Source organism: Pseudomonas sp. TH41, from assembly GCF_016650695.1.
Classification (GTDB): domain Bacteria; phylum Pseudomonadota; class Gammaproteobacteria; order Pseudomonadales; family Pseudomonadaceae; genus Aquipseudomonas.
The window spans coordinates 440,936-459,840 of sequence record NZ_JAEKFH010000003.1 but is presented as its reverse complement, the minus strand read 5'-3'; the positions used below and the strand labels follow the sequence as shown (position 1 = coordinate 459,840).

16 protein-coding genes and 1 pseudogene are annotated in these 18,905 nt (G+C 57.5%); 10 read left to right on the top strand and 7 right to left on the bottom strand.

Annotated features, from left to right (window positions below):
• The first annotated feature begins 22 nt into the window (after positions 1–22).
• From JFU37_RS04785 to JFU37_RS04750, 8 genes are all read left to right on the top strand, one after another.
• Positions 23–1,537, top strand: a complete 1,515-nt coding sequence (locus JFU37_RS04785; RefSeq protein WP_201113484.1) for a TolC family protein — start codon at positions 23–25, stop codon at positions 1,535–1,537.
• 199 nt (positions 1,538–1,736) lie between these two features.
• Positions 1,737–2,345 (top strand): adenylyl-sulfate kinase, encoded by a 609-nt coding sequence (gene cysC, locus JFU37_RS04780; RefSeq protein ID WP_201113482.1) that lies wholly within the window; start codon positions 1,737–1,739, stop codon positions 2,343–2,345.
• A gap of 130 nt (positions 2,346–2,475) precedes the next feature.
• A complete protein-coding gene (locus JFU37_RS04775) occupies positions 2,476–3,750 on the top strand; it encodes a serine hydrolase domain-containing protein (protein WP_201116404.1) in 1,275 nt (424 codons plus the stop codon).
• A 160-nt stretch (positions 3,751–3,910) separates the two neighbouring features.
• The gene (locus JFU37_RS04770; protein WP_201113480.1) at positions 3,911–4,099 is read left to right on the top strand and encodes a hypothetical protein; all 189 of its coding nucleotides are present in this window, start codon (positions 3,911–3,913) and stop codon (positions 4,097–4,099) included.
• Positions 4,100–4,412: 313 nt separating this feature from the next.
• Positions 4,413–4,784 (top strand): bacteriocin, encoded by a 372-nt coding sequence (locus JFU37_RS04765; RefSeq protein ID WP_201113478.1) that lies wholly within the window; start codon positions 4,413–4,415, stop codon positions 4,782–4,784.
• A gap of 113 nt (positions 4,785–4,897) precedes the next feature.
• Complete coding sequence (locus tag JFU37_RS04760) at positions 4,898–5,359, top strand: glycine zipper domain-containing protein (RefSeq protein ID WP_201113476.1); 462 nt, start codon at positions 4,898–4,900, stop codon at positions 5,357–5,359.
• A gap of 354 nt (positions 5,360–5,713) precedes the next feature.
• Positions 5,714–5,905 (top strand): hypothetical protein, encoded by a 192-nt coding sequence (locus tag JFU37_RS04755; protein WP_201113474.1) that lies wholly within the window; start codon positions 5,714–5,716, stop codon positions 5,903–5,905.
• Between the two features lie 105 nt (positions 5,906–6,010).
• Positions 6,011–6,217 carry a hypothetical protein gene (locus tag JFU37_RS04750; RefSeq protein WP_201113472.1) on the top strand — a complete coding sequence of 69 codons (207 nt, stop codon included), beginning with the start codon at positions 6,011–6,013 and terminating at the stop codon, positions 6,215–6,217.
• 64 nt (positions 6,218–6,281) lie between these two features.
• Here the strand turns inward: JFU37_RS04750 and JFU37_RS04745 are convergent, their stop codons facing one another.
• The 3 genes and pseudogenes from JFU37_RS04745 to JFU37_RS04735 form a co-directional block, all read right to left on the bottom strand.
• A complete protein-coding gene (locus JFU37_RS04745) occupies positions 6,282–6,671 on the bottom strand; it encodes a hypothetical protein (protein ID WP_201113470.1) in 390 nt (129 codons plus the stop codon).
• A gap of 160 nt (positions 6,672–6,831) precedes the next feature.
• Positions 6,832–7,269: a hypothetical protein gene (locus tag JFU37_RS04740; protein WP_201113468.1), complete on the bottom strand. Its 438-nt coding sequence runs from the start codon at positions 7,267–7,269 to the stop codon at positions 6,832–6,834.
• A 2-nt stretch (positions 7,270–7,271) separates the two neighbouring features.
• Positions 7,272–12,138, bottom strand: a pseudogene (locus JFU37_RS04735) (RHS repeat-associated core domain-containing protein).
• A gap of 236 nt (positions 12,139–12,374) precedes the next feature.
• On the opposite strand from JFU37_RS04735, the gene JFU37_RS04730 reads away from it, so the two are divergent.
• Positions 12,375–13,070 carry an HAD-IA family hydrolase gene (locus JFU37_RS04730; RefSeq protein WP_201113466.1) on the top strand — a complete coding sequence of 232 codons (696 nt, stop codon included), beginning with the start codon at positions 12,375–12,377 and terminating at the stop codon, positions 13,068–13,070.
• A gap of 135 nt (positions 13,071–13,205) precedes the next feature.
• On the opposite strand, the gene JFU37_RS04725 is transcribed toward JFU37_RS04730, so the two are convergent.
• Positions 13,206–13,952 carry a 3-oxoacyl-ACP reductase family protein gene (locus JFU37_RS04725; RefSeq protein ID WP_201113464.1) on the bottom strand — a complete coding sequence of 249 codons (747 nt, stop codon included), beginning with the start codon at positions 13,950–13,952 and terminating at the stop codon, positions 13,206–13,208.
• 125 nt (positions 13,953–14,077) lie between these two features.
• Here JFU37_RS04725 and JFU37_RS04720 point away from each other — a divergent pair, with 125 nt between their 5' ends.
• Positions 14,078–15,001 (top strand): LysR family transcriptional regulator, encoded by a 924-nt coding sequence (locus tag JFU37_RS04720; protein WP_201116402.1) that lies wholly within the window; start codon positions 14,078–14,080, stop codon positions 14,999–15,001.
• 116 nt (positions 15,002–15,117) lie between these two features.
• On the opposite strand, the gene JFU37_RS04715 is transcribed toward JFU37_RS04720, so the two are convergent.
• From JFU37_RS04715 to JFU37_RS04705, 3 genes are all read right to left on the bottom strand, one after another.
• The gene (locus JFU37_RS04715; protein WP_201113462.1) at positions 15,118–15,846 is read right to left on the bottom strand and encodes an aspartate/glutamate racemase family protein; all 729 of its coding nucleotides are present in this window, start codon (positions 15,844–15,846) and stop codon (positions 15,118–15,120) included.
• A 57-nt stretch (positions 15,847–15,903) separates the two neighbouring features.
• Positions 15,904–17,445 (bottom strand): NCS1 family nucleobase:cation symporter-1, encoded by a 1,542-nt coding sequence (locus JFU37_RS04710; protein ID WP_201113460.1) that lies wholly within the window; start codon positions 17,443–17,445, stop codon positions 15,904–15,906.
• A gap of 564 nt (positions 17,446–18,009) precedes the next feature.
• A complete protein-coding gene (locus JFU37_RS04705) occupies positions 18,010–18,750 on the bottom strand; it encodes a phosphoadenylyl-sulfate reductase (protein WP_008042297.1) in 741 nt (246 codons plus the stop codon).
• Positions 18,751–18,905: the final 155 nt, after the last annotated feature.

Below are 18,905 nucleotides of genomic sequence, written 5' to 3'. Positions count from 1 at the left end.
GACACCCTGGGGTAAAACAAGGATGAAAAAGAGTCAGAAACTATTCGGCGCCAGCTTGCTGGCGCTGGCGGTCAGCGGATGTGCGGTGACCAGTGAACCAATTGAACGCGGCGTCAGCGAGCAGCGCGCCAAAAGCGATCTGCTGAGCATGTACCGGGATCAGGAACCCCTCAGCGGCCCATTGACCCTGCACCAGGCCATGGCCCGCGCGGTGAAATACAACCTTGAAGGCCGGTTGAAAATCATGGAAGAGGCGTTGGCCAAGCGCCAGCTCGACCTCGCCAGTTTCGACATGCTGCCGCGCATGGCCCTCGACGCGGGCTATGTGGGGCGCAACAACACCAGCGGCTCCAGCAGCCAGAGCGTGAGCACCGGCGCCCAATCCCTGGAACCATCGACCTCTCAGGACCGCGACCGCAGAGTTGCCGACCTGACCATGGTGTGGAACGTCCTCGACTTCGGTGTCAGCTATATCAACGCCAAGCAGCAGGGCGATCAACGGCTGATAGTTCAGGAACGTCGGCGCAAGGTCGTCAACACCATCGTTCAGGACGTGCGCTCGGCCTATTGGCGGGCGGTGGCCGCTGAGCGCCTGCTCAAGCAGATCGACAGCCTGATGGCGCGAGTCGATGCAGCACGCAACAACAGTCAGAGCATGAGCGAGCAGCGCATCGGTGACCCGGTGCAGGCTTTGGGATACCAGCGTTCGTTGATCGAAGCCACGCGCCAGCTCGAAGAGCAGCGGCGGGCGCTGTCGTTGGCGAAAACCGAACTGGCGACCCTGATCAACCTGCCGATGGGCACAGACTTGACGTTGGCGACGCCGGAGGACTACCCGATTCCGGAGCTCAAGGTCGGTATGGCCAACCTTGAGCAAGAGGCGCTGGCCAGCCGTCCTGAACTGCGCGAGCAGGATTATCAGACGCGCATCAGTGCCGCCGAAACTCGTAAAGCCATGCTGCGGCTGCTGCCGGGGCTGGAATTCTCCGCCGGCGGGCATTACGACAGCAACTCGTTCCTGGTTAACGACAAGTGGGCCGACTATGGGGTTAAAGTCACCTGGAACCTGTTCAACGTGATCTCCGCCCCGGCGGCCATCGACGTTGCCAAGGCCGGTGAAGAAGTGGCCAAGGCGCGCCGTCAGGCAATGTCGATCGCGGTTCTCGCGCAGCTCTACGTGGCTAATGCCAACTACCGCGAAGCGCTGCGTCAGTTCCAGACCAACCAGCAGCTGTCGAACATTGACGGGCAGATTCTTGGCCAGTTACGTAACCGCCATCAAGCTGCGGGTATCGGCGAGCTGGAGCTGATCCAGGGCGAACTGAACACTTTGCAAGCCGACCTGCGTCGCGACCTGTCGTACGCCGATTTGCGTAACGCGTACGGGCAGATCTTCGCCAGCGCTGGGCTCGACCCGCTGCCGGATCAAGTGCAATCGACCCAAGTGCAATCGATCGCCACGGCAATCGCCAGCCGCGAGGACGCCTGGGCCGCTGGCAACATCACGGTGCCGCCAGCGCATGTCCAGATAAAGTAGCCGGCTGGCCCCCCACCGTCAGCGTCAGTCGGGTATAGCGGCAGGGTCGATGACGCGCCTGGTGTTTTCCCGACTGCCGGTGATGGTGCATCTGCGTGCATAGTCAAATTGTGCCGGGCATGAGCCATGAAAGCGACTGGGCTCGTCGCTGGCCGGAGTTACTTCTACCCCCTCTGCCGTGTTCCTCGAGTCCTTGAAGATGAATAAAAACCTGACTGCCGTACCGCACGCGCTGAGTGCGTCGGACCGCAAAGCGCACTATGGCCACTGCGGCGCGGTATTGTGGCTGACCGGACTGTCCGCTTCGGGTAAGTCCTCCTTGGCCATGGCGTTGGAACTCGCTCTGACGAAGCTGGGCTATTCCTGTTACGTGCTGGATGGCGACAATGTGCGCAAAGGCCTGAATGCGAACCTCGGCTTCAGCGCCATAGACCGAACCGAGAACATCCGCCGCGTCGGCGAGACCGCGGCCTTGTTTGCCGATGCCGGTCTGATCTGCATTACCGCGTTCATCTCACCCTACCGCGAGGATCGCGCACGCGCACGTGATGCAATCGGCCCGATGTTCCATGAAATTCATATCGCCGCCGACCTTGCGACCTGCGAAGCCCGTGACCCCAAGGGGTTGTACAAGAAGGCCCATGCCGGCGAGTTGCTGGAGTTCACCGGTGTCAGCGCGCCTTACGAAGTGCCGGAACATCCCGAACTGGCCCTTGATACGAGCCATGAGCCGATCACGACGAGTCTGCAGAAGCTAATCAGCTATGTAACCCGCCATATTCCTCTTGGCGAGCCATCACCTTCTTGAAACAGGCCGATCTAAAGGCTCGTTACCGCGCCCCTGTTAGACTGCCGAAGCCCCTCGAATGGAATCGACTTTCATGCCCAAGCCCCGTGCTACTGCCCTCCTTGATACCCGGCTCATCACCGTACTCTTGATGTGCTTCATGCCTTCGCTGGTCACCGCCTCTACAACCTTCCCCGACGCCGCCGCCAGCGATCCGGCAAAGCTAGGCTGGATGGTTGGCTCTCCACCGCCAGCCGATCGCACGGTGCGCTTCGAAGATGGCAGCTATTTCCGGTTCCCGGCGATGCGCTGGAGTGTCTCGAATTTCCGCCAACTGATGCCAACGATCAATGTATCTCGAGGAGTCGATGCGCCGGTTCCATTGGCGTTCGCGCTGCGCAAAGACATCGATGCCATCAGCTTTACCCCGCTCGGGGCGAAGGCGTCGATGACCTGGGAACAATCCCTCGCGACCACTTACACCGACGGCATTGTGGTGATGCATCGCGGGAAAGTTGTCTACGAACGCTACTTCGGCGTGTTGAAACCTGAAGGCCAGCATGCAGCGATGTCGGTGACCAAATCCGTGATTGGCACACTGGGGGCGATGTTGGTGGCTGAAGGGCGAATCGACGCGAACAAACGCGTTGCCGACTATGTCCCCGAACTGACGGCTTCGGCGTTTGGTAGCGCGACGGTGCGCCAGGTCCTCAACATGACGACCGCGCTCAAGTACAGCGAGGATTACGCGGACCCGAACGCTGAAGTCTGGGCTCATGCCAAGGCTGGTAGCCCTTTGCCCAAGCCCAAGGACTACACCGGGCCGCGAAGTTACTACGAGTTTTTGCAAACGGTACAGCTGCAAGGCAAACACGGCAGCGCGTTCGGCTACAAGACCGTGAACACCGATGTATTGGGTTGGGTGATCGCTCGAGTCACTGGACGCAACGTTGCACAGTTGTTGTCGGAACGGATCTGGAGTCGGCTGGGGGCTGAGCAGGATGCCTATTTCACGGTGGATTCCATCGGCACCCCGTTTGCGGGTGGCGGGTTGAATACAGGGCTGCGGGATCTGGCACGGTTTGGCGAGATGTTGCGCAATGACGGCACGTACAACGGTGAGCAAATCGTGCCGAAAACAGTGGTGGACGATATACGCCGAGGCGGCGACAAAAAGGCCTTCGCCCAGGCGGGTTATGAGCTGCTGAAAGGCTGGAGTTACCGGTCGATGTGGTGGGTGACGAACAAGGACGGCGGGGCATTTATGGCGCGCGGGGTCCATGGGCAACGCATCTATGTCGACCCGAAGGCCGAGATGGTGATTGTTCGCTACGCGTCGCATCCAGTCGCCAGCAATTCGGCCAACGACCCCGTTACGTTGCCGGCGTTTGACGCGTTGGCCGAGTATTTATCCCGGTTGCCTTGAGGCCTGTTGAGGTCAGTCAGAAACAGGCCATTCGTCGGGCGCACAGGCAACTGAATTACAAGTCCAGTAATGACCGGCTAGTCTCAAAAGCTTGGTGGTCGATATTTTCCAGGCAAAAAGGGCTTGCCGGTATCGATCCCGCTTTTGAGAGGGGCGAAATATGGCTGATCCGTATATCGAAGACGATGGGGCAGAATTTCCGATCAACAATTGCGTGCAGTGTGGCCAGACCGAATATGTGGTGGGCTTTGGTGATGATGAGGCCAAGCTCGGCAAGATGAAATCTATGGCGCCCCAGGGGCCGAAGGCGAAATTTTTGCCCAAGGTAGCGACTCCTGTCAGGAAGTAATCCACCACCAGACCAACCCCGCCATCTAGCGGGGTTTTTTCAAGCCTGAAGGGTGGGGTGACTGGAAATGTTGGACGTTGCGACTTTCACAAACTTTTCACACCGCGCTACGTAGGCTCAGCTCATCCGTTAGAAAGCAACACCTGGCCCGTTCCCCAGCGGGCTTTTTTTTTGCCTGTCATAAAACCTTTTCCATAAAAGCTGTCCAATCGACGCGATTAGCGAGGTGGCGACGGATTTTTGTGTGGACGCTACCTTCTCTAGAGCATTTAATCCCCGGCCTTTCGGTTCTCTATTTTTTGAGGTTTACGTCATGCGTTTAACACTGCCCGCTCTGGTTTTGGGGCTTTTGGTTGCTCAAGGGGCGATGGCTGCTAGCGACGGCACTGCCGCGCTGGGTGGCGGTCTGGGTGGCGCGTTGGGCAATGTGGTTGGCCAGAAAATGGGCGGCAGCACCGGCGCAGCAATCGGCGCTGGCGTGGCGGGCGCGGCGGGCAGTGCTGTTACAGCACGCAAAGGCAGCCGCACTAAAGCAGCCATTGGTGGCGGTGTCGGCGCGGCCGGTGGTTCGATCATCGGTAACAGCCTGGGCGGCAAGACCGGTTCCACCATTGGTGCAGGCCTGGGTGGCGCATTGGGCGGCGGCGTAGGCAGCAATCTGGCTAAAGGTCACAAGGGTCACTGATCCTGATCGATCAGCTTAAAAAGCCCGGCTTGATGCCGGGCTTTTTGGTTTATGAACGTTTCTAACTCCAGCGCCTCGAATCCCATATACCCCATGAAGAAAGGACGCACACCATGACACCGGAAGCCAGCGGCAAGAAAGTTAAAAGTTTAAGTGCTCGACGTTTGACGTTGTCTGCGTTTGTTTTTGGACTTTTGGTCGCCCAGGGCGCGATGGCGGCCGGTGACGGCACCGCCGCAGTGGGCGGTGGTCTTGGTGGTGCACTCGGTAACGTAGTGGGCGGACAAATGGGCGGCAGCACCGGCGCGGCGATTGGCGCCGGCGTGGGCGGCGCGGCCGGTAGCGCAGTGGGTGCGAAGAAGGGCAGTCGCACAGAAGCAGCGGTGGGCGGAGGGTTAGGCTCGGCGGGTGGTTCGGTGATCGGCAATAGCCTCGGCGGCTCAACCGGTTCGACCATCGGCGCAGGCCTGGGTGGCGCGGCGGGTGGCGCGGTCGGCAACAACCTGGGCAGTGACAATGGCGGCTCCCATTCCGGTGGCGGCCACAAACATAAGCACAAATATAAACATCGTTAATTCGACATCGACTGATCACAGAACCCCGGCCCAGCGCCAAATGCCAGTCAGTTAAGAAAATCTCAAGCGAAACACCCTCTTGGTAGCAGCTGGCGAAGCCTGCGTTCGGCTGCGTGTAGGAGCGAGCTTGCTCGCGAAGATGGAACATCCGACACATTTTCTGTGGCTGAACGACCATCGCGAGCAAGCTCGCTCCTACACACAGCCGAACGTAGGCTTGGGCGAGTCCATTCAATTACAGATTGCGTTACGGCTCCCAGCGCCGGGTTTTTCATATCTGTCCGTAGGCGGTCGGAACGTTTGGCCGTAGGCCGCCTCGAACGTGATACACCCCTGAATGTTGTGAGGCATGCCATGACTCCAGAAACCGAAGGCAAGGAAGAAAAAGGCCCGAGCGGCCTTCCATTCATCAACGACCCGGGCAACGAAGATCCGGGTTCACTGATGGATGACGCGACTGTGCCGCTCAATGATTCGGATGACGCAGGCGATGTCGGAAACATCGAGTATGAAGAAGAGGAGGAAGACGACGTAGACGACAATTGATCTGATTGGCGCTCAGGTCGACCGATCGTCTCTTTTATCGAACGCTCGCCTAATTGGGTCCTCGAAATTTCAAGGTCTGCTTTTCAGGCCCTTCGAGAGGTGCTTATGAACGCTGATCCGAAAGACGCCGACATCGATGACACCCCTGAATACCCGCTGCCGTCACCTACCGATTCGTTGAGTCGAGATCAACGTCCGCCTGATGATGACGACACTGCAGTGGAGCAGGTGCCGGATGTTGGTGTGAAGCGTGGTGATGTTGAGGCGGATCCGGATATTGCCGGGGATGATTGTTCGGGGGAACCGAGTTAAGACGCCGGGATCCTCGCCATTTTGTCGAGGATCCATCCTGATAGCTCTTGAAAAGATCCCGGCATCATTCCTCCGAAATATCAGACTCAACCCAGCGCAAAAAGAAGTCTTTCTGCACATTTGGGTCGTTTGTCAGATTGTTTTCCTCATAGTCAAATATATGCACCACATCGCTTCTCAGTGCCTGCTTTCCCATTGTCAATTCATACGCTACTGCGCCATTGCTCATCTGGGAGCACATTCGTGATGGAAATACATTAATCTTTGCTCCTTTACAAAGGAATTCTATATCAGGGAATTCTTGTCGGATTTGTGCTAGGCATAAATATAGGTCGTGATCTGTGTAGGTTTTCTTAAATCCATTTTTTCGTGAGAATGTTAGCGAGCTGAAACTCTCGTTTAACGTGGCGGTTTCAATGATGTTTCCGATTTTTAGTTTTATGTGGTGTTTCATGGTGTTTACTCTGTGAGTTGAAGGTTTTATTTCAGAAGTTGAAAAAGTGGTTGATAGTTTTTAATTGTGATTTTGTATTATGAGAATTTATAGGTTTCGCTTGGCTGTTACGAAATTTTCTGGTCGCCAAGAAATATTTTGATAAATTTAGATAAATATATTACTGGTTGTTTTTTAGAGGGTTCTCATCAGTTTCTTCTGTCGATGAAATTGCTAAGGAGTCAATCCATTTTTTATAAAAAGCTCTTTGTTCCTCGATGTTGCTGGTAATGCTTTCGTCGTCGTAGTCAAAAATTCTTACTATGTCCTCTTCTTCGCTGGGGATTCCAAGCTTAAGTTCATATGCGACTAAGCCGTTTGACATTTGAGAAGACATTCGTGAAGGGTGAACATTTAATTTGGCACCCTTACATAAAAACTTTATCTCAGGATGGTCGGCTCTCAACATGCCAAAGCATGCGTAAAGGTCATAAGCGGAATAGGTTTTTTTTAAGCCGTTTTGCATTGTGAATGTGAGGGTGAGTTTTTTTCTATCGCATTCGACTGTGGCAGTCTCTACCACCCCTTGGGTATTTATGAATATCTCAATTGGTTTCATCATTATTTCCTAAACGGATTGGGTATTGAATAGCCTTTGTAACTGCCGTCATCGTATACAGGCGTGGCGCCGACAATATCGTGATTTTTTATTCCTCCTGGAAATGCTATTTCAACCTCGCGTCTATGCGGCGACAGGATGCCTAGCTCTTTATTTACATCGATTCCGCGAATGTTTTTTAATACATAAACATATCCGTCGGCAAGTCCGTAACCTGTGGCAAATATTTTTGCCTCTTTCTCTTCAATCGAGGTGCTGACAAAGTAGCTAGGAGGACTTCGGTTATCCAAAGCGTGCAGATATAAATCTTTACTGTCCCCCAATGGTTCAAATCCAGCCTCAAAAATCTCCCATGGTTCTCGACCGTCACCGCGGTACAAATAATAATTCTTTTCTTTTGGGGTGGGACTTTCGGGCCCCCCTCATCAACCCCCACCTTCCCAGCCGGATCCCCATCCCCAGCCACCGGCCTCTTACACCCACCCACCCCCGGACAATCATTCAACCCCAACGGATCAACCCACCCCGTCGGGTTCAGCGCGTACCGGTACCCATTCAACCCGCCCGCCAGCTTGAGCGGATCCTGCGTCAGGTACCGTCCAACCTCCGGATTGTAGTAACGATGCCGGTTGTAATGCAGCCCCGTCTCCGCATCGAAGTATTGCCCCTGGAAGCGCAGTGGCTGATCAAGCACTTGATAGGTGTCGCGACTGAGGCGGGTGAGGCGGCCATAGGCGGTGTACTGGGCGGCCCAGACGATGTCGCCGCTGTAGTCGGTGAGTTCTTGGGGGGTGCCGAGGTGGTCGAGTTGGTAATAAAACGGGCACGCTTTGCGCGGGCCTTTGCCGTCGAGCATGGCCAGAGGGCGGAAGGTGCCGGGTTCGTAGAGGTAACTGCGGTAATGCTCGTGACTGCTTTCGGCGACGAGGCGGTCGCCCTGCCAGAAGAATTCGGTGGTTTTGCCGTCGACGGTTTTGCTGATGCGGCGGCCGAAGGCGTCGTAGCGGTAGCTTGCCTGGCTGCCGTTGGGCAGGGTGGCGCCGATCAGCCGATGCTGGCAGTCGTAACGGTATTCAGTGACGAGTTTTTGGGCTGTGCCTCGCCGTTCGCGAATCAGGTTGCCGAAGGCGTCATAGTCGTAGTGCCGATCGCCTTGCATCAGCAGGCGGTTGCCGTTGAGGGTGGTCGGGCCTGGACGACCCTGCATCAGCAGGTTGCCGCTCGGGTCGTGGGCGAAGGTTTCCGGTTGGTGGTCGCGGGAGTGATGGACGCGGATCAGGCGGTCAAGAGGGTCGTATTGGTAGTTGCGTTGGCCGAGTCGCGTGTCGGCAATGTGATCGAGGTTGCCGTTGGCGGTGTAGGCATAGTCGCGGCGATACAGCGATTGTCGGTTTTGGCGGACGCTGTGGGCTTTCAGGCGACCCTGGTCGTCGTACTGGTAGTCGCTGAGCAACAGACCTTGTTGACGGTTTTGTTCGCGGCCGGCGAGAACGGTATGCGACGTCAGTCGGGCGCCATTCAGGTCGATGGCGATGAGTGCGCCACCCTTGGCGCGCCGGTAATCGAGTTTGCTGTTGTCCGGCAAACGCACATGGTTGAGCTGGCCACAGGCGTCATAGCGATAATGCAAGGTGCCCCAGCCCTGATGCTCGGTGATCAGGCGATCCTGGGCGTCGTATTCGAATTCCAGCGGGTGGTCGTGGCCATCATCGACATTGACCAGTCGACTGAGGCTGTCGTAGCGGTATTCGACGTTAACCCCATCGGGCAGGGTTTTGACCAGCAGGCGTCCCGCAGAATCACGTTGATAGGCGGTAATCAGTCGCGACCCATCGTCGCCGAATTCGGTTTTTTCCAGCAGATGACCATTGAGGTCGTAGGCATACGCGGTGCGTCGACCGTCGAAGCCGGTTTCCTGTCGGATCAATCCATTTGGCGTGTAGTCCAGCTGATATTTTTCGCCGGATTCGTTTTCGATCTCGGTCAGTAGTAGCTGGGCGTTGTCGTAGCGATAACGCAGTTGCGTGCCATCGGGATTGATCCGGCGACTGACCCGGTGCAGTTCATCCGCGTACTCAAAGCGGGTAACGCGGCCCAGTTCATCACGTTCGGCGGTGATCTTGCCGTAGGCGTTGTAGCTGAAGGCGCGGCTGGCACCGGTAGGAAAAATCGTCTGGATCAGTCGTCCGACGGCATCCCATTGGTACTGGAAAACGGCACCGTGTTCGTCCTGACGGGTAATCTGCCGCCCCAAAACATCGTAGGAAAAACGCCGTTGACCGCCGTCCGGCAAGGTTTCTTCGACCAGCTGGCCCAACCCGTTCCAGGTGAAGGTGTGGCGGCTGTTGTCCGGGTGCCGGATCGACAGCAATCGCCCTTGGGCATCGTGGTGGTAATGGGTGACGTGCCCCTCGGGATCGCTCGCCTCGATCACCTGACCCTGGGCGTTTCGCTGATACGTCCACACCGCTTTGCCGCGATACCGCGCCAGCAGGAAACCGTTGCGATATTCGTAGGACGTCGGCTCGCCTTCGGACGGAATCAGAGCGGTCAGCCGTCCGATCTCGTCGTAGTGGTAGTGGGTAATCGCCCCCAGTGGACTCTGTTCGGCAATCAACCGGCCCTTGTCATCGTAGGCCTTGCGGTGTTCTGCACCATTGGGCTCGACCCGCCGCACCAGCCGCGCCTGATCGTCGTGCTGGTAAACCTCTTCGCTGCCATCGGCGTGTTTAACAACAACACTGCCTTTGTCATCCCAGGCGTAGGAGGTGTCCATCTGCGAAAACGACGCCCAGTGCCGGATGCATCGCGCGGCTTTGCCAGACCGTTCCCATTCCCAATAAAAACTTGCCCCACCGGCCAGCTGCCGTTGAAGAATGACGTGCTGGTTGTCGTAGTCGTAGCGTTCGTTTTCGCCCGCTGCATTGATCGCTTCGACTAAGTGATGGCAGGCGTCATAGCGGTAGGTAACCAGTGTTTGCTCGGTTTTCCAGGCATCTTCCTGCGTGGCAGCCGGCTGAAAGCTCTGATAGTCGACGGCGACTATCTGTCGGCGCTCGTAGCGCAACCGCAGCGAACGCCCGGCGCCGTTGTCGAGACGCTGAATCCTGTCAGCGCAATCCCTTTGCACCGTAAGCCGATTGCCAAAGGCATCGCTGATTGCCGTCAATCGTCCCGTACGAAAGTGGTAGAACCGCGCTGCCTCGCCCGTCATGGCGAGGATCAGTTCCTCAGGTTCGCCCCCCAGGTAAATCGCTGCCCGCGATAGACTGTTGTGAATAGTCGGGCGCTCGACACTGGGTAGAGGGAAGGTCGTCCGGCGGTTCTCGTGATCGATCCAGATGACGGTATTGCCATTGATTTCCAGCCGATGCGCGAGGGAATGACTCCAGCCGAACCCGAGGCCGCAATCAATCTCCGCCGCACTGGTGCGGTAGAGCCGGGTAAAGTCGAAGGGCAAAATCCCGTCCAGCGAGCCATCGGTCAGTGTCAGCAGTTCTTCGCCGGTGACCATCGACACCGGGCAGCCGCTGGTACAGGTCAACGGTGCGCAATCGGCGCTATCGCCATTAGGGTTTTTCGCCTGGTCCGAGGCCTCGTCGCGATGTTCCTGCCGCTCCAGGCGGGTCTGGGTTCAGACTTGTTGCGAGCAATGGCAACGGGATTTTTCACCCGCACTGCTGGTGATTCACCGGCGGTGATTTGCAACGGAATGACAGGCGCAGGTGTCAGCGGTGCATTTCTGGCATTGACCATCAAGGGCTTGAGCGCGCTGGCGTGATCGGTCAGGTCAGTCCTGGCCGTCAGTTCGGCCAATCGCGAACCCATGCCGGCCAGCCATTGTCGGGCTCGTACGGACTTGATTTTGCTCAGCACTTTGGCGCTGATGCCGAGCGTCAAACCCGCAGGGCCGGTGAGGCACGCCAGCAGGAAACCAATCAGTATTTCTGTGCGAATTTCCGCGACGACTTCGGCGATGTATTGCGGCGGCAACATGTTCAGCCAACTGGTGAAGGCCGCGAGATGAATGAACATCAAGGGTTCGTCACTCAACATCAGCAACACATTGGCGATGGCTTCAGACGAAGCGTTCAGCAATGACTCAAGTTCGGCCTCGGTCAGGTACTCAAGGAGTTTTTCGCTGTTGGCTTGCAGGTCCGACACCAGGGCGTAAACCTGCTTCACGTCATCCCACACACCGTGCAGCGACTTCTCGAAACCACGCCAGTCGGCCCGTTGCAGCATGCGGTAGCGATCAGTAAAACCAGCCCCGGAGAACGCGGCCCATGAGGGTTCGAATTCGGTTGTCCACTCGTGACGCAGCCAGCCTTCCAGGTGGCTGATGACGCCTTGATAAGAGGCATAAAGCGCTTTGACGTGATCAGTGGAAACGTCGGGAAAGAAGGTGATGCGATAACGCAGGCTGCGCTCGCAATCGGAGATTTCCAGAATGCCGCTGGGGCCAATCTGGTGATACCTCGGCTCGCCGAACGTCTGAGCACCTGCCACGTCGGAAATCAACGGTTCGAGCATCACCGGCGTATTGCCGATCGGTACAAACCGCGCAGCGTCGAACATATGCACCAACGTCAACGGACCGCTGGCCGGGCATGAAGTAACGGTCGAGCTCATCGGTGTGGTGGAGTTTTTGGGCGCGATAAGCCGGACTTCATTGCCGACCTTGAACACCTGCTCGATATCCAGCGCCGTGCCCGTCCAGAAGGCTTCAGCCCAGGTGTCGTAGTCATTGAGGCAGAGTCGAAAGTCACTCAGCAGCGCTTCGACATTCGGCTGCTCGGGGTTCATGGCGGCGACGACCAGAAGCCCGATGGCATTGTTCAAGGCCAGGACCTTGTCAGGAACGAACATTCGCAGCCCCTCGCGCGGATCAATTTGGAGCGCGAGACTGTGCGGGGGATCTACAAGGAAAGAAGTCGGGAAAGGTGGTATTTGGTGTAGGGCGAATCGCTAAATTTTGCTTGGTGTCGGACCTTGGCCGTTGCTCTATACCAGCCGCGCTCGCTATGCTGCTGAAACCTTTAATCGATCACGGAGCTGGCCGTACCTGAGCCGCCTGGGATGTCATTAAAAACGGATCAGATGCGATGAATGCACCGCTGAAAGCACTCGGCCCGATCAAGGCTGTGATTTTCGATATGGACGGCTTGCTGCTGGACACCGAAGGTATTTACACCGAGGTCACATCCATCATCGCCGAGCGCTACGGTCGGACTTTCGATTGGAGCGTCAAACAGAACATCATTGGCCGTGGCGCGGGTGATCTGGCGCGTTATGTGGTCGAGGCGCTGGACCTGCCGATGACCGCCGAGGAGTTTCTGGTTATCCGCGAGCCGCTGATGCGCGAGCGTTTTCCTACAGCGCTGGCGATGCCCGGCGCCGAGGAGTTGGTTCGGCATTTAAAGGCCAACAATATTCCGATTGCAGTGGGGACCAGTTCTTCGCGCCAGTCGTTCGGCCAGAAAACCACCTTGCACCGCGACTGGTTTGCGCTGTTCGACTTCATCGTTACCGCCGATGACCCGGAAGTCACCGCCGCCAAGCCGGCGCCGGATATCTTCCTCACGGCAGCGAGACGCTTGGGTGTCGCCCCTGAGCATTGCCTGGTGTTCGAGGATTCACCGTTCGGCGTCACGGCGGCGAAAGCGGCGGGGATGACGGCGATTGCCATTCCCGATGCGGCGATGGCCGATGAAAAATACGCACATGCCGATGGCATTCTTCGTACGCTGAAAGCGTTTAAACCGAGCGCTTGTGGTTTACCGGCGCTCGAATGGGCTTAACGCGATAGGCGCAAGGATGCTGGCAAATGTGGGAGCGGGCTTGCTCGCGAAGAGGGCGTGTCAGGCAACATTGATTTGCCTGACCTACCGCTTTCGCGAGCAAGCCCGCTCCCACATTTGGATGCGTTTAATTCATCAAGCGCCGAAACCGCCGTCGATGGTCAGGCTGGCACCCGTGATATAGCCAGCCTCAGGACCTACAAGGTAGGCGACGAAACTGGCGATTTCTTCTGCTTTGCCGTAACGACCTACGGCCATCAACGGGATCAGGCTGTCGGCAAAGTCACCGTCGGCCGGGTTCATGTCGGTGTCGACCGGACCCGGTTGCACGTTGTTGATGGTGATGCCACGCGGGCCGAGGTCGCGGGCCAAACCTTTGGTCAAACCGACCAATGCTGATTTGCTCATGGCGTAGGGGCCACCACCGGCGAAGGGCATGCGGTCGGCGTTGGTGCTGCCGATGTTGATGATGCGACCACCTTCGGTCATGTGTTTGGCAGCGGCCTGTGTCGCGATGAACACGCTGCGTACGTTGATGGCGAGGGTTTGGTCGAAGTCTTCGAGTTTGAAGTCCTCGAGCGGTGCCACGGCCAGCACGCCAGCGTTGTTGACCAGGATGTCCAGGCGACCGAAGGCTTCAACGGTAGCGGTCACGGCGCTGCGAATGGCCTCGGCGTCGGCACTGTCGGCCTTGATGGCGAGCGCTTTGCCGCCGCTACCGATGATGCTGTTTTGCAGTGCTTCGGCTTTGGTCGTGGAACTGACGTAGGTGAAGGCAACCGTCGCGCCTTCAGCGGCCAGGCGTTTGACAATGGCTGCGCCGATGCCGCGAGACCCGCCTTGAATCAACGCCACTTTGCCGCTGAGGTTCTGAGTAGTCATATCGATCTCCAAAGTCCCGAGGCGAGATGTCTCGGTTGATGGAGCCTAGTATCGATTCAGGATTACCCGCTGTGTAGACGGTAATTGCGATAGTCTGTGTAAACCAGAAGTTTATAGTCGTGCCTATGGAAACCTTCAGCAGTATCGAATGCTTTGTACGTAGCGCCGAGGTCGGCAGTTTCGCCGAAGCCGCGCGTCGCCTGAGCCTGACCCCGGCGGCGGTGGGCAAGAGCGTCGCCAAGCTTGAGGCGCGACTGGGTGTGCGCTTGTTTCAGCGCAGCACTCGGAGCCTGACGCTCACGGAAGCCGGCCATCTGTTTCTCGGCGAAGTCAGCGCCAGCCTGCACACGATTCAGAACGCAGTGGCCAATCTCGCCAGCGCCGAAGGGCGCCCGGCGGGTACGTTGAAAGTCAGCATGGGCACGGTGTTTGGGCGCCTCTACATCGTGCCGTTGCTCGGGGAGTTTTTGCGGCGCTTTCCGGCGATCAATCCCGATTGGCATTTCGATAACCGCCAGGTCGACCTGATCGCCCAAGGTTTCGATGCGGCGATTGGTGGCGGATTTGAACTGCCTCAGGGCGTGGTGGCGCGCAAGCTGACGCCGGCGCATCGGGTGTTGGTGGCGTCAGCCGACTATCTGGCGGGGCGGGAGCCGATCGTTGAGCCTGATAATCTCAAACATCATGACGGGATTCTGATTCGGTCACCGCAGACTGGTCGCGTTCGATCCTGGCAGTTGACCAGTCGCACTCAGCAACACAGTCCGTTGACGCTAAAGGCGCGGATGACCATGAGCGATTCGGAAGCGGCTTGCGCGACGGCAGTCCAGGATTTGGGGATTGCGCTGGTGAGCATGCCGTTCGCATCCGGTTATCTGGAGGCCGGGACGTTGCAGCGGGTGTTGCCGGACTGGTATGTCGACGATGGCAACATTTCTATCTATTACGCGGAGCACAAATTGTTGCCAGGCAAGACCCGGGCGTTTGTGGATTTCATTATTGAGCAGTTTGCGGAGCAGGGGTTGGGCGCACGGTTTAGCGCGCTATGAGTCTGGCTTAATACCGAGGCGCGGCCTTCGCGAGCAGGCTCGCTCCCACAGGGGATTTGTGTGCGACACACATCAACTGTGGGAGCGAGCCTGCTCGCGATGAACGATAACGCGGTCTACCTGCCAAACCGCCCCGGCCAGCCAATGATTTTCTTCGGCCGCGGTGTCGCATACGTGCGCACCTTCGATGTCGATAACCCCAGCCGCACCAACGATTCGGCAATCGTCACCGCCGCCGTCACGCCATCCACCACCGGCACGCCAGTACGCTGGCGAATCTGTTCATCCAGCCCGGCCATCCCGCCACAACCGAGGCAAATCACCTCGGCCTTGTCTTCAAGCACTGCCAGTTCCGCCTGACGAATGATTGCCTCCAACGCACGCTCAGGATCGGATTCCAGTTCCAGTACCGCCAACCCACTGGCCCGTACCGATGCGCATCGATCCCACAACCCGGACAATTTCAGCCGATCCTCGATCAGCGGCACGGTGCGGTCCAATGTCGTGACCACCGAGTAGGCGTGACCGAGGAACATTGCGGTGCTGGCCGCCGCGTCAGTGATGTCCACCACCGGTACGTTGAGCAATTCCTGCAAACCTTCGCGGCCGTGCTCGCCGTAACCGGCCTGGATCACGGCATCGAAGGGTTGGTCGTAGGACATCACCCGGTCCATGACGGCAATCGCTGCCAGGTAGCTTTCGAAATTGCCTTCGATGGAGTCGGCACCAAAGTAGGGCGTCAGGCCGATGATTTCGGTGCCAGGCGCAGCCACGGATTGTGCCGAACGTGCGATGGCCTGGGTGATGGATTCGGTGGTGTTGACGTTGACCACGAGAATTCGCATGGGAGGTCCTTACAAACGGGGTGGTTCTGCGGCCCGGCTGCGCTGGGCCGCGATGGATTAATGGCAGACGTTATCGACCGCGATGGCTTCACCGCTGACGTCGGCGTAATGGGACTGCCGCTTGGTGATGATCAGGTAGAGCATCCCCGCAATCCCGGCGCCAATCAGCCAGGAGAATGGCGACACGCTATGGAAACCAGGCATCAGCGCCAGGGCAATCGCGATCATCGCTGCGGGAATGAACGCCGCTACGGCGCGCAAATTGACCCCTCGGCTGTAGTAATAAGCACCGTTGGGATCTTCGCTGTACAACTGCGGTACGTTGACCTGACCTTTTCGTACGAGCCAGTAGTCGACCATGATCACCCCATACAGCGGGCCGAGGAGGGCGCCGAGGCCGGACAGGAAGTACACGATCACCAGCGGGCTGTTGTAGAGGTTCCACGGCAGAATCAGCACGGCAATGGTCGCGCTGATCAGTCCGGCGCGCCGGAACGTCAGGTACTTCGGCGCCAGGTTGCTGAGCACGAAGGCCGGGGCTACGAAGTTGGCCATGATGTTCACCGCCACGGTGACGATCAGGAAGGCCAGGCAACCGAGTACCAACAGGAAGGTATTGGGGATCGAGGCGATGATTTCCGTCGGGCTTTCGATGATGTGGCCATTGATCTGAAATTGCGCGCCGCAGAGCAGGACGGTGATGCTGGCAAACACCAGAATGTTCACCGGCAGGCCCCAGAAATTTCCGACCTTGATGGTCTTGCGGCACGGCGAAGAACGGGCGAAGTCGCAAAAGTTAAGAATCAGCGTGCCGTAGATCGCCAGCCACAACGCGCCACCGGCAAAGATGTTGCGCCACATCTCGCCGCCGCTCAGCGGTTCGCGGATCGACCAGGCAATGGTTGCGTTGGCCTGGGTGTACATCCACGCAGCGAGCGAGGCGACGGTCAGTAGAATCACCGGCCCGGCGAACGCTTCGTAGCGGCGGACCATTTCCATGCCATAGGCGAGGATGCCCAGCTGCACCAGCCAGATCGCCACAAAACACACCCAGCCCAGGCTCGACAAACCAAGGATCGAGTTATGGTCGTAGTCGGCGAACCCCGGATGAACCGCCGTCAGCAATACACGAAAGACCACCGATGCGAGGTACGTCTGGATACCGAACCAGGCGATGGCGATAACGGCGCGGATCAATGCAGGAATTTGCGCTCCGTGAATGCCGAAACTGATCCGGCTGATGACAGGAAACGGCACGCCGGTCTTCTGGCCCATGTATCCCGACAGGTTCATGAAGCAATACACCAGCGCCGCGCCGATCCCCAGGGACAAGAGTATTTGCCAACCGCCCAGGCCCAGCGCGTACAAGCCGATGGCGAAGGAATAGTTGGCGATGTTATGAACGTCGTTGGTCCACAGGGCGAAGATGCTGTAGCGCCCCCAGCGTCGACCCTCAGCTTTGGTCGGCGCCAGGTCTTTGTTGTGCAAGCGAGGGCTGAGCACGACAGGATCTAGATACGTTTGATCGTGAGGGGCGGAGGTGGGTGGAAAGGAGGGCAGATCCAGCGCGATGTTGTTATTGGAGAGGCTAGTACGCATTCCGGCAGACTCCTGAAGCTTGGCGTCGCGATGACTGTGCTTGAGCGTGGGCTCGACAAATCTTCGTCGCGGGCAAAAAGCATCATTGGTTACGGGGCATCTGCAGCCTGTACGGGATAGGGCGCTTCAGGCTTGCGGATCTAAAGTGTGTGTATGTTTTGAGTTGATTGTATACAAAACATGTATGCACTTAAGCCAGATCCATGCCAGCTCTCGATCTATAAATTTCGCTGCTGATTTCGTTTTGTTATCGATTAGAGATAAGTTATTGAAATAAAGGCGATATAAATTGACCGATTGAGCAGGTATTTACTTTTCAGTGAAGTTTGCGCGGAAGGTCGACTGGGGAAGTCAGGAAAGGCGGATGTAACTTTTCAGGGCGCAGAAACAAAAAGTGCACACATAAATGGCACCTATGGTGACAGTCATGTGTACACGTTTTGTAGGAGCGAGCTTGCTCGCGATGGTCGTCAACGATAACGCGGCAAGCCTGACATCCCCGCGGCGTTCTCAGGTTCATCGCGAGCAAGCTCGCTCCTACAGGGAATTGCATTAAACCGGCGGTTACGCCTTGGATTTGCTGATGATATTCCCTGCATGCAGCCCGCATTCTTTCTGCGTCGCTTCTTCCCACCACCAACGACCTTCACGCTCGTGCTGGTTCGGCAACACCGGGCGGGTGCAAGGCTCGCAGCCAATGCTGATGAAACCGCGTTCATGCAGGCTGTTGTACGGCAGCTCCAGCATGCGGATGTAACCCCAGATCTCTTCGCTGGTCATTTGCGCCAACGGGTTGAATTTGTACAGGGTGCGTTCCGGGGTGGAGAACGCAGTGTCGATTTCCAGTACTGCAACGGCGCTGCGAGTGCCAGGGCTCTGGTCCCGGCGTTGGCCGGTGGCCCACGCAGTTACTCCGGACAGTTTGCGACGCAGCGGCTCGATCTTGCGGATGCCGCAGCATTCGCCATGACCGTCCTTATAGAAACTGAACAGGCCCTTTTCCTTCACGAACGGTTCAAGTTTCGTGTAGTCCGGTGACACCAGTTCAATGTCGATCTTGTAGTGCTCGCGCACCTGATCGATGAAGCGATAGGTCTCGGGGTGCAAGCGGCCGGTGTCGAGGCTGAACACCTTGACGTTCTTGTTCAGCTTCCAGGCCATGTCCACCAGCACCACGTCCTCGGCGCCGCTGAAAGATATCCATAGGTCATCGCCAAACTCGGCAAACGCGAGTTTCAGGATGTCCTGGGCGGATTTGTTGGCATAGGTCGTGGCGAGTTCCACAACATCGAACGATGGGCTCATCAGGGCGGCTTCCTACAGGTCGGTGGCGCTGGGCGCTCTATATGGGCCAGATGGTAACAAAATCCTGCGAAGTCTGGTGCGCCCTCTGCGTTGCGCAGGATGGCTTGAGTCGCTAGAGTTCGGCAGTCTTTTTGCTCGCTCGACTCAATAATCAC

Excerpts from the sequence above, each read along its gene's own strand:
- JFU37_RS04730 (WP_201113466.1), top strand. The coding sequence starts at position 12,375 with ATGAATGCACCGCTGAAAGCACTCGGCCCGATCAAGGCTGTGATTTTC.
- JFU37_RS04770 (WP_201113480.1), top strand. The coding sequence starts at position 3,911 with ATGGCTGATCCGTATATCGAAGACGATGGGGCAGAATTTCCGATCAAC.
- JFU37_RS04755 (WP_201113474.1), top strand. The coding sequence starts at position 5,714 with ATGACTCCAGAAACCGAAGGCAAGGAAGAAAAAGGCCCGAGCGGCCTT.
- JFU37_RS04760 (WP_201113476.1), top strand. The coding sequence starts at position 4,898 with ATGACACCGGAAGCCAGCGGCAAGAAAGTTAAAAGTTTAAGTGCTCGA.
- JFU37_RS04750 (WP_201113472.1), top strand. The coding sequence starts at position 6,011 with ATGAACGCTGATCCGAAAGACGCCGACATCGATGACACCCCTGAATAC.
- JFU37_RS04745 (WP_201113470.1), bottom strand. The coding sequence starts at position 6,671 with ATGAAACACCACATAAAACTAAAAATCGGAAACATCATTGAAACCGCC.
- JFU37_RS04710 (WP_201113460.1), bottom strand. The coding sequence starts at position 17,445 with ATGCGTACTAGCCTCTCCAATAACAACATCGCGCTGGATCTGCCCTCC.
- JFU37_RS04785 (WP_201113484.1), top strand. The coding sequence starts at position 23 with ATGAAAAAGAGTCAGAAACTATTCGGCGCCAGCTTGCTGGCGCTGGCG.
- JFU37_RS04775 (WP_201116404.1), top strand. The coding sequence starts at position 2,476 with ATGTGCTTCATGCCTTCGCTGGTCACCGCCTCTACAACCTTCCCCGAC.
- JFU37_RS04705 (WP_008042297.1), bottom strand. The coding sequence starts at position 18,750 with ATGAGCCCATCGTTCGATGTTGTGGAACTCGCCACGACCTATGCCAAC.
- JFU37_RS04720 (WP_201116402.1), top strand. The coding sequence starts at position 14,078 with ATGGAAACCTTCAGCAGTATCGAATGCTTTGTACGTAGCGCCGAGGTC.
- cysC (WP_201113482.1), top strand. The coding sequence starts at position 1,737 with ATGAATAAAAACCTGACTGCCGTACCGCACGCGCTGAGTGCGTCGGAC.
- JFU37_RS04740 (WP_201113468.1), bottom strand. The coding sequence starts at position 7,269 with ATGAAACCAATTGAGATATTCATAAATACCCAAGGGGTGGTAGAGACT.
- JFU37_RS04765 (WP_201113478.1), top strand. The coding sequence starts at position 4,413 with ATGCGTTTAACACTGCCCGCTCTGGTTTTGGGGCTTTTGGTTGCTCAA.
- JFU37_RS04715 (WP_201113462.1), bottom strand. The coding sequence starts at position 15,846 with ATGCGAATTCTCGTGGTCAACGTCAACACCACCGAATCCATCACCCAG.
- JFU37_RS04725 (WP_201113464.1), bottom strand. The coding sequence starts at position 13,952 with ATGACTACTCAGAACCTCAGCGGCAAAGTGGCGTTGATTCAAGGCGGG.